Source organism: Sphingobium sp. AP50 (assembly GCF_900109095.1).
Classification (GTDB): domain Bacteria; phylum Pseudomonadota; class Alphaproteobacteria; order Sphingomonadales; family Sphingomonadaceae; genus Sphingobium.
Genome location: NZ_FNYZ01000023.1, coordinates 76,312 through 84,786, shown reverse-complemented (window position 1 = coordinate 84,786; position 8,475 = coordinate 76,312). Strand labels below are relative to the sequence as shown.

Below are 8,475 nucleotides of genomic sequence, written 5' to 3'. Positions count from 1 at the left end.
GTCGGCGTGGTGATACTTTGAGATGACCGGTACCGACATTCCTCCCGCATCGTCGCCTCGATTTCGGACAACGACGCTGAAGGTGCGGGATGGAAGGCTATTTCGCTCGAACCGGTATCAAGTGGCCGACCTACCGAAATGATTTCTTGATAGTGATGCCCCATTCTCTCGGACGACCCGGTGTTGAAGGTACATAACCCTGATTGATGTCGAGATTCGAGACATAGTAATATTTTTTGAATATGTTCGTGACCTCTGCGGAAATCTGCCAATCGCTCTCCTCGTTTGTAAGGGTAAGGCGCCCGTTTGCTAGAAAGCGGCTCTCGATACGATTGCGGGGAGCGTTTTGAACACGTCCAAAGCTAAGCGATTGATATGACCCATCGAAACGGGGCGTCAATTTCCAGACATCGTTAAAGTTAATCTCATATTGGACGCCAAAACTATATTTCCATTTCGGTGTATTTATCGGCTTGAAACCAAGCTGCAGCCCGCTCTGGACCGCGAACGGCAGGAGGGACTTGTATTGGAAATCCGTGTAGCTTGCCGCCGCGTCAAATGTCAGCGCCTGTATGGGCCGAACAGTGGTTTCCGCCTCAAAACCGTCAATTCTGGCATCACCCGCATTTGTCGTGGCAATGCACGGGTTGCCAAGCGAGGGGGGGCATTGCGTAATTGTCGTTTGGATGTCTTTGTAGATGCTGTGGTAAGCCGACACGTTGAACCGTACCTTCCGGTCAAATATATCCATCTTCGCGCCAGCTTCATAGGAGGTCAATGTTTCTGGTGTGAAGGAAACCACCTGGATTGGAGTGAAAGGACGTGGATTGATACCTCCACCTTTATAGCCGGTGGCAATTTGTGCATAGGTCATCAACCAAGGTGCCCAGCGATAGTCGACAGCAATACGATAGTCCCAGCGATCGCCTCTGTAACTGCCTGTTACCCCGTTATTGGGAGAAAGAAACGGATTATAGCTTCCATCCTTATTGTAGCGATAGAAGGTATAATCCTTTTTCTCGTCGGTATAGCGAAGACCGCCCGTCACATTCAAATCCGGCAAAGGATGGAAGATAAGTTGTGCAAACGCCGCCTTGCTCTGCGCCGGTACGGGCTCGCGCAATGCCAAAAATGCCAAGGGCACACCCCCATAGCGAACGTCCGCCGTTAGGGTCGCGACGCTTTTTTGCTTCATGTAAAAACCACCAACGGTGTAGTCGATCAATGAGCTCACAGACCCGCTCAAGCGCAGCTCTTGGCTAATGGACCAAAAACTTAACCGGTTGTCTGAAACGCTGAGCGACAAGGGTGAGCCGTCATCGTCGCTTCCAAAGCGCGTGTAGTAGCCGCGATATGCACTGATTGATTTAAGGCTAAGAGTGTCTCCCAACGCATAGTCGATGTTGAGTGACACGCCGCCCCCCTTAAAATCGACCCTGTCAGGCGCGGTGGTTTCGCTGAGCATGCCTGTCGCCATGTTGGAGAAGCCGGCGTAAGTATGATATCCGCCCTTGGGCGTAAGGAACTGCTGGTAATCAAAACCGCTCGGCAGATTCGTGATTAGCGCTAGGTTGGGGCTGGCCGTGTTATAGGTAAACGACGTCAGCACATTCGGGGTGGTGGTTCGATCTTCACGCGTATAGTCGCCGGTGAGGGCGAGATCGAGACCGTCGATACCGGTATATCGCAGCGATCCCCGAAGCGCCTGATAGCCCACTCCGCCCATTTTATCAACGACGCAGCCAGTACCCACTGCCAGTTTTGCCGGCACACCCGAACCAGGAAATGCGCATCCAAAGTCGATCCGCTCTATATAGCCATCCTGTCGCTTGGCTACTCCAGCTACACGTAGAAAGAGATCATCAGTGATCTTCGTGTCGAAGCTGCCCCGCAAGTCCAGACGCGAGCGGCTACCAGCCGCAACCGAGATATAGCCGCTATTCGTGCCTTCCGGTTTCAAGCTGAAGAGCTTCACGGCGCCACCGATCGAGTTGCGACCAGCGAGCGTACCTTGGGGACCACGCAGAATTTCAACACGATCGAGATCCAGCAGATCGACTATCGACCCGGTAAGCGTCGCAAAATACACGTCGTCCACATAGAAGCCGACCCCCGGCTCAAGTGCTGGATTAAAGTCATATTGCCCAATGCCACGCATTGTTGCCGCTAGAGAAGGCCCCATGCTGGGCGACTGATTCTTGAGTGTGAGACTAGGGGATTGCTCCGCGATTTCTGTGATTGTCGTCTGGCTTCGCGACTCAAGCGCCGCGGCGTTGACAGCGGTAATGGCGAGCGGCGTGTCCTGCAGCCGCTGCGACCGAAATTGCGCAGTAACAACGATGTCGTCATTGCTCGTTGTGGGAGAACTGATAGACGCATCGGCGCTCTCTGTTCCGCTTTGCTCCGCCCAAGCCGGGTCGACTGCTGTGATAGCTATTAATGTGCCTGCCAGAACGGCGTGGCTCGTGAAGGTCCGCAGACCGGCTCGCTTAAACATAACCTCTCCCCACATAGTCTTGTCTGCGCCATGTCTGGATTTTGCCGGAGGCACCTCTGTAAGGTTGACCCGGCACCAGCTGGCACCACGGCTGAATTAGTCGATATCGGATGCCCGGCCACTTGCCGGAAGTGCACCATGCTCTGGCCTCCGATGCACAGAGGCATCTGGCTCAGATAAGGACGACCATTTGGCCAGGGCGCCGAGCAAAGTCTTCAAAAAGACGGGGAGGTGCACCCGCAGCCAGTGCGTAATGCAGGAGCAACCGGCCCTGGAAGCACCTTTTGTCCCTAGGAACACCTTGCAGCGATCCGCCCTTGGGGCGGCTAGGAGAGGATATGAAGATCGAACCATCGCTTCGCCATGGGCTTACCAATAACGTCAGTATCGCGTCAAACATGAGTACGGACAAGACCGATGCCGGCGCGTCCAGATCGATACTAACAAGCAAGGCAATGTGGGTTTTGATGTTTATTTCAGCCCTCAACTTTCTAGATCGTCAGGTCATCAACATCCTGGCTGAACCGATCAAGCGCGAATTGGGACTGAGCGATACACAGCTTGGATTGATGACGGGCCTCGCCTTTGCAATTTTCTATTCAAGCCTTGGTATTCCAATAGCGCGATTTGCCGATCGACCACATACAAACCGCGCGAAGATTATCGCCGTTTCCCTTGCAATCTGGTCTGCTATGACGGCAGCATGCGGCTTGGCGCAAAATTTCGGCCAGTTGCTCTTAGCAAGGCTTTGCGTCGGCATCGGCGAAGCTGGATGCACACCATCGGCTCACTCGCTGATTAGCGACTTATTCCCGCCGGCGCAGCGAGCCGCGGCACTGGCATTCTACGGTATAGGCATGTCTCTCGGCCTGCTGGTAGGTTTGGGCGCTGGCGGAATGATAGCAGATGCTATCGGCTGGCGGTGGACTCTGCTTCTCCTCGGATTGCCAGGCCTGCTACTAAGTCTTATCGCATGGAGTGTGCTTCCCGAACCTCGTCAGCTGGCGGGCGACCTCCGCACAGGGCCCGCCCGGTACGGGTTTCTCATTACCGCAAGAGACATATTTCGCCTGCCAGTCTATCGCAATATTGTAGCTGCGCTCACAGTCGCGTCTTTCCTCACTTATGGTGCAAGTGCCTGGCAAGCGATCTTTCTCATGCGTTCTTACGGTTTAAGCATTGCTGTCGCCGGGATAACACTGGGAATCATCGGAGGGATCGGAACAGGAATAGGCACCTGGATTGGGGGGTATCTCGCGCAACGTGCTGCGCGGAAAGGTTCTCATCACGTTCTGACCGGCTGCCTCGTTGCGCTTCTTCTCGCCTTCCCTCTCTCGGTTGCAGGCTATCTTGCGCCAGATTGGCGGGTTTGCGCTGTCCTGCTCTTTGTCGCCGGACTCTCGGCCGGGATGCTTTACGCCCCGACGTTCACTTGTGTCCAAGGCATCGTCCCTCCCTCCTCTCGCGCCGCAGCAACCGCGCTCCTCCTCATGATTCAGAACCTTATTGGTCTTGGCGCTGGCCCAGCTTTATTTGGTTTGGGGTCGGACCTGCTGGCCCCGCATGTGGGCCGGGAAAGTGTAAGATGGATTTTGGTCGCATCGACCTTTTTCCTGCCTCTTTCCGCTTGGTTGTACTGGCGGGCAGGGAAAGGCCTTGCTGCCGGAACGCGCGACTGAACGGTTCCGCCCCCCGGACTTGCCATCATCCAGCAGGCATGTTGCGGACAGTTGTAGCTATCGCGCAGGGCAGTCTCAGCCAGTCTCTTGGCCAACGAGCTAAGATAGGGAGGCTGCCGCGAGATAAAGAAACCTAATGGGAAGAGGACCATCGTCTTGACGGACAGCGGATATAATCGCGCGCAACTCCTTAACCTCCTGCGGAACATGCTGCTTATCCGCAAAGCGGAGCAACGGCTGTCGCGGCTGTTTCGGGAAGGGGCACTTCCCGGAGCGCTGCATCTCTATATCGGGCAGGAGGCAAGCGGCGTGGGTGCGTGTACAGCACTGGCGGAGCACGACTGGATCACCAGCACCCACCGAGGGCATGGACATTATCTGGCAAAGGGGGGTGACCTCAACGCCATGTTCGCGGAAATTTACGGTAAGCGCGAAGGCATCTGTCGCGGCATGGGTGGCTCAATGCATGTCGCCGATTTCTCACGGGGTATTCTTGGTGCCAATGGCATTGTAGGCGGCGGATTTGCCATCGCGACCGGCGCCGCCTTCGGCGCCAAGCTGCGCGATGACGGGCGCGTCGCGCTCTGCTTCTTTGGCGATGGGGCAGCTAATCAGGGGACATTTATGGAGAGCATGAATGTCGCTTCTGCTTGGCAGCTCCCCATGATCTTTCTATGCGAAAATAATGGCCTTTCCGAGTTTACCGTCAGTTCGACCGTGACAGGCGGCAAGCTCGTCGACCGGGCCAAGGCCTTCATGCCGACGGTGGTGGTGGACGGCAATGACGTTCTAGCGGTTCAGGCGGCAGTCTCCCAAGCGGCCGAATTGGCAAGAAGCGGCGGTGGCCCCTCCTATGTTGAGACCGTAACCTATCGTATCCACGGTCATCTGGAAGCAGAAGACGCCTTTTTAGCTGGCGGGGTCTATCGCACTGCGGAAGAGATCACGAACTGGACCAGCGCAGAAAGGGATCCGATCAGTCGCTACGAGGCATGGCTGCGGGCCCAGGGCATGGCGGATGACGACATCGCACCCGTCCATGAAGAGATCGACCGCAGGATCGAGGCGGCTGTCCTGTTCGCAGAAAATGGACAGGATGTAGACATCTATCTTGCCCACACCCTCATGTATGCAGATCGGGAGGCTTGATTATGGCGCGCCGCAGAATCATCCAGGCAATTAATGACGCGCTTTTTGAAGAGATGGAGCGAAACGAACATATCATTGTGATAGGCGAGGATGTCGAGCTTGCTATCATGGGCGACACGCGCGGTCTGGTCGATCGCTTCGGCCGCAACCGGATCCGCAATACACCCATCTGTGAGGCGACCCTGACCGGCATGGCGTTGGGTCTCACCGCGGCGGGCTATCGCGTTGTATTGCACATGATGTTTGCCAACTTCATCTATACCGGCTTTGATGCAATCGCGAACCAGATCGCCAAAATGCGGCTAATGACGGGAGGCCAGATCGGCATTCCCGTGACGTTTCTGGCCGGCTACGGAGCGGGTGGTTCCAATGCCGCGCAGCATAGCGACGGTGCACATCCTGCGCTGATGAATTTAGGCGGCATCAATGTCGCCATGCCCTCATGCTCTGCAGATGCCAAGGGCCTGCTAAAGACGGCATTACGTGGCAATGATCCTACTTTCTTGTTGGAAGCGGCGGTCCGCGGGGGGCAGATGGGCGAGGTGCCCGACGGCGACCATCTGGTGCCATTTGGTAAAGCTGCCATCCTCAAGGAGGGCAGTGACGTTTCCATCGTCGGTATTGGATCGATGATCAAGCCCGCACTTGAGGCCGCAGATATTCTTGCACGTGATGGCATCAGTGCTGATGTCATCGACCTCCGCACGCTTGTTCCGCTCGATGAAGGAGCGATCGTCGAGACGATCCGGCGCACTGGCAGACTGGTAGTGGTCGATGAAAGCCGCGACAGCGGTGGCGCGGCCAGCCATATTGCCGCGATCGCCGCAGACAAGGGCTTTTCCTATCTCAAGGCACCAATCAAGCGGGTTAACATCCCTAATGTAGCGATCCCCTATGCACCGTTAGCCGAAGCGGCGGTGGTGCCAACGGCGGCGACTATCGTGGTGGCCGTTCATAATATACTTGCACATGAGGTGATCGCATGAGGCTCAGACTCAAGCTCAATCGCGTCGGCATGAATATGTCCGAAGCAACGATCGTAGAGTGGTTGAAGCAGCCGGGGGACATATTTGCGGATGGAGATGCGCTCTATGCGATCGAAACCGAGAAAGTGACGCAGGACGTCACGGCAACAGCATCGGGCACATTGATCGAAATCCTCGTCCCGGCGGGGAATGATGCGAAGGTGGGCGATCCGATCTGCATTGTCGATGTCGAGGCTCAGGCTCAATGAGTGGGTGTGTGATCGGCGTTGCTCACACAGGCATCACAGTATCTGACATGAGCCGAGCCCTGAACTTTTTCGGCGACGGTCTTGGCGCCAGCGTCAGCATACCGATTTTGTACGATGATCCCATGTTCGAGCGGATCACAGGCGTGCCAGGTGCGCAGATCGAAATCGCCTATGCCGAATTTCCTGGTCACCGCCTCGAGCTGCTACGTTATACGCATCCTGTTTCTCAAACACCGAACTTGGCGCAGCCAAGTGACCCGGGACATTTCCACCTCGCGCTCATGGTCGAGGATATCGATAAGATCATTACTAAGCTAGGACGGTTCGGCTTCACCTCGGCAGGACCCGTCGTGCATGTTCAGGAACCCGCCTTCAGTGTCATTTACACCTATGGGTTTGATAACCTCGTGATCGAATTAATGGATCACAGCGCTCCCCCGCCCGCCCCACTTGCGAGCCAGTGAAGGATATCGGCATGACTGAATATAAACTGCTGATCGGCGGCAATCTGGTCGATGGGGCGGAAACCATGCCCGTCATAAATCCGGCTACCGGCGAAATCTTCACCCATTGTCCTCGGGCCAATGCCGAGCAGCTTGAAATGGCTATCGAAGCCGCGCGTGCAGCTTTCCCGGATTGGGCCGCGCGCACATTCGATGAACGTTCTGCTTTGATAATCGCACTTGCAGATGCCCTCGAGAGCGATGCGAATGGCTTTGCAAGACTACTAACCCAGGAACAAGGTAAGCCGCTCGATCATGCTTTTGGCGAGGTGATGGGTGCAGTATACATCCTGCGTGGCTTTGCTGCGATGCGGCTTGATCCGCGTATATTACAGGACGGCGATGGCAGAAGGATTATCGAGACGCGTAGCCCGCTCGGCGTGGTCGCCGCTATAACGCCATGGAATTATCCGGTCATATTGTTGATGCATAAAGTCGGTCCCGCTCTGCTGGCGGGTAATACAGTGATTGCCAAGCCCGCACCTACAACGCCACTCACGACCTTGCGCTTCGCCCGAATTTGCCAAAACCTCCTTCCGGCAGGAGTGGTCAATGTCATCACTGACCAGAACGATCTGGGTCATCTTCTTACCCAACACCGCGCCGTTGCAAAAATCGCCTTTACCGGTTCGACCGCGACCGGAAAAAAGGTCATGTCTGCCGCTGCCGCCACGCTCAAGCGCGTGACTCTCGAGCTGGGCGGTAATGATGCCGCTATCATACTTGATGATGTCGATCCGGTTGCAGTGGCTCGCTTTGTATTCGAGGGCGCGATGGTAAATAGCGGGCAGGTTTGCGTTGCAGTCAAACGTGCATATGTCCCGCGCGATCTCTACGACGTCTTCTGCCAGGAACTGGTTCGTCTAGCCGGCGAACAGGTCGTCGATGATGGTCTGAGTCAGGGTGTCACGCTGGGCCCGCTTCAGAATCGCGCTCAATACGAGCGCGTCCGTGAACTCATTGACGATGCCAGATCGAGTGGCAACATCATCGCGGGCGGGCGGCACGATTTGCGTCCAGGCTATTTCATAGAACCCACGATTATCCGCGATGTACCTGAAGAGGCGCGCATCGTACAGGAAGAGCAATTTGGTCCGGTCCTGCCAGTGCTGGCTTATGACAGTCTTGATGTCGTGATCGCGGCCATAAACAACAGTGAGTTTGGCCTTGCTGGCACAGTCTGGTCGAGAGATATTGAGCGAGCCGAGGCGGTAGCGGATCGGATCGACAGTGGAACTGTCTGGATCAATCAGCACATGGCTTTTGACGTCAGGGTGCCTTTCAGGGGTTCAAAGCAATCCGGCTTTGGCGGTGAACTTGGGCAGGAAGGACTGGAGGAATACACTCAGCCTAAAATCATATCCTCGGTTCCGCTGGCCCCCTCCCCCGCCACGCAAGAAGTGAAAATCTAGG

Annotated in this window: 7 protein-coding genes; 6 read left to right on the top strand and 1 reads right to left on the bottom strand. The window is 55.8% G+C overall.

Features of this window, described 5'->3' with window-relative positions; genetic code table 11:
* Positions 1–130: 130 nt before the first annotated feature.
* Positions 131–2,497 (bottom strand): TonB-dependent receptor, encoded by a 2,367-nt coding sequence (locus BMY84_RS24990; protein WP_177204193.1) that lies wholly within the window; start codon positions 2,495–2,497, stop codon positions 131–133.
* Positions 2,498–2,835: 338 nt separating this feature from the next.
* Between BMY84_RS24990 and BMY84_RS24985 the strand changes: the two genes are divergently transcribed.
* The 6 genes from BMY84_RS24985 (at position 2,836) to BMY84_RS24960 (ending at position 8,474) form a co-directional block, all read left to right on the top strand.
* On the top strand, positions 2,836–4,176 hold the full coding sequence (locus BMY84_RS24985; protein WP_093087535.1) for a spinster family MFS transporter: 1,341 nt from the start codon (positions 2,836–2,838) through the stop codon (positions 4,174–4,176).
* Between the two features lie 207 nt (positions 4,177–4,383).
* Entirely contained in the window at positions 4,384–5,325 is a 942-nt protein-coding gene (locus BMY84_RS24980) for a thiamine pyrophosphate-dependent dehydrogenase E1 component subunit alpha (RefSeq protein WP_093087550.1), read from the top strand.
* A gap of 2 nt (positions 5,326–5,327) precedes the next feature.
* Positions 5,328–6,311 (top strand): alpha-ketoacid dehydrogenase subunit beta, encoded by a 984-nt coding sequence (locus tag BMY84_RS24975; protein ID WP_093087534.1) that lies wholly within the window; start codon positions 5,328–5,330, stop codon positions 6,309–6,311.
* On the top strand, positions 6,308–6,559 hold the full coding sequence (locus tag BMY84_RS24970; RefSeq protein ID WP_093087532.1) for a lipoyl domain-containing protein: 252 nt from the start codon (positions 6,308–6,310) through the stop codon (positions 6,557–6,559). The genes BMY84_RS24975 and BMY84_RS24970 overlap by 4 nt, the downstream gene beginning before the upstream one ends.
* 8 nt (positions 6,560–6,567) lie before the next feature.
* Positions 6,568–7,023, top strand: a complete 456-nt coding sequence (locus BMY84_RS24965; RefSeq protein WP_177204192.1) for a VOC family protein — start codon at positions 6,568–6,570, stop codon at positions 7,021–7,023.
* 11 nt (positions 7,024–7,034) lie between these two features.
* Positions 7,035–8,474 carry an aldehyde dehydrogenase family protein gene (locus BMY84_RS24960; RefSeq protein ID WP_093087529.1) on the top strand — a complete coding sequence of 480 codons (1,440 nt, stop codon included), beginning with the start codon at positions 7,035–7,037 and terminating at the stop codon, positions 8,472–8,474.
* The last annotated feature ends 1 nt before the right edge of the window (position 8,475 follow it).

Excerpts from the sequence above, each read along its gene's own strand:
- BMY84_RS24970 (WP_093087532.1), top strand. The coding sequence starts at position 6,308 with ATGAGGCTCAGACTCAAGCTCAATCGCGTCGGCATGAATATGTCCGAA.
- BMY84_RS24960 (WP_093087529.1), top strand. The coding sequence starts at position 7,035 with ATGACTGAATATAAACTGCTGATCGGCGGCAATCTGGTCGATGGGGCG.
- BMY84_RS24980 (WP_093087550.1), top strand. The coding sequence starts at position 4,384 with ATGCTGCTTATCCGCAAAGCGGAGCAACGGCTGTCGCGGCTGTTTCGG.
- BMY84_RS24975 (WP_093087534.1), top strand. The coding sequence starts at position 5,328 with ATGGCGCGCCGCAGAATCATCCAGGCAATTAATGACGCGCTTTTTGAA.
- BMY84_RS24990 (WP_177204193.1), bottom strand. The coding sequence starts at position 2,497 with ATGTTTAAGCGAGCCGGTCTGCGGACCTTCACGAGCCACGCCGTTCTG.
- BMY84_RS24985 (WP_093087535.1), top strand. The coding sequence starts at position 2,836 with ATGAAGATCGAACCATCGCTTCGCCATGGGCTTACCAATAACGTCAGT.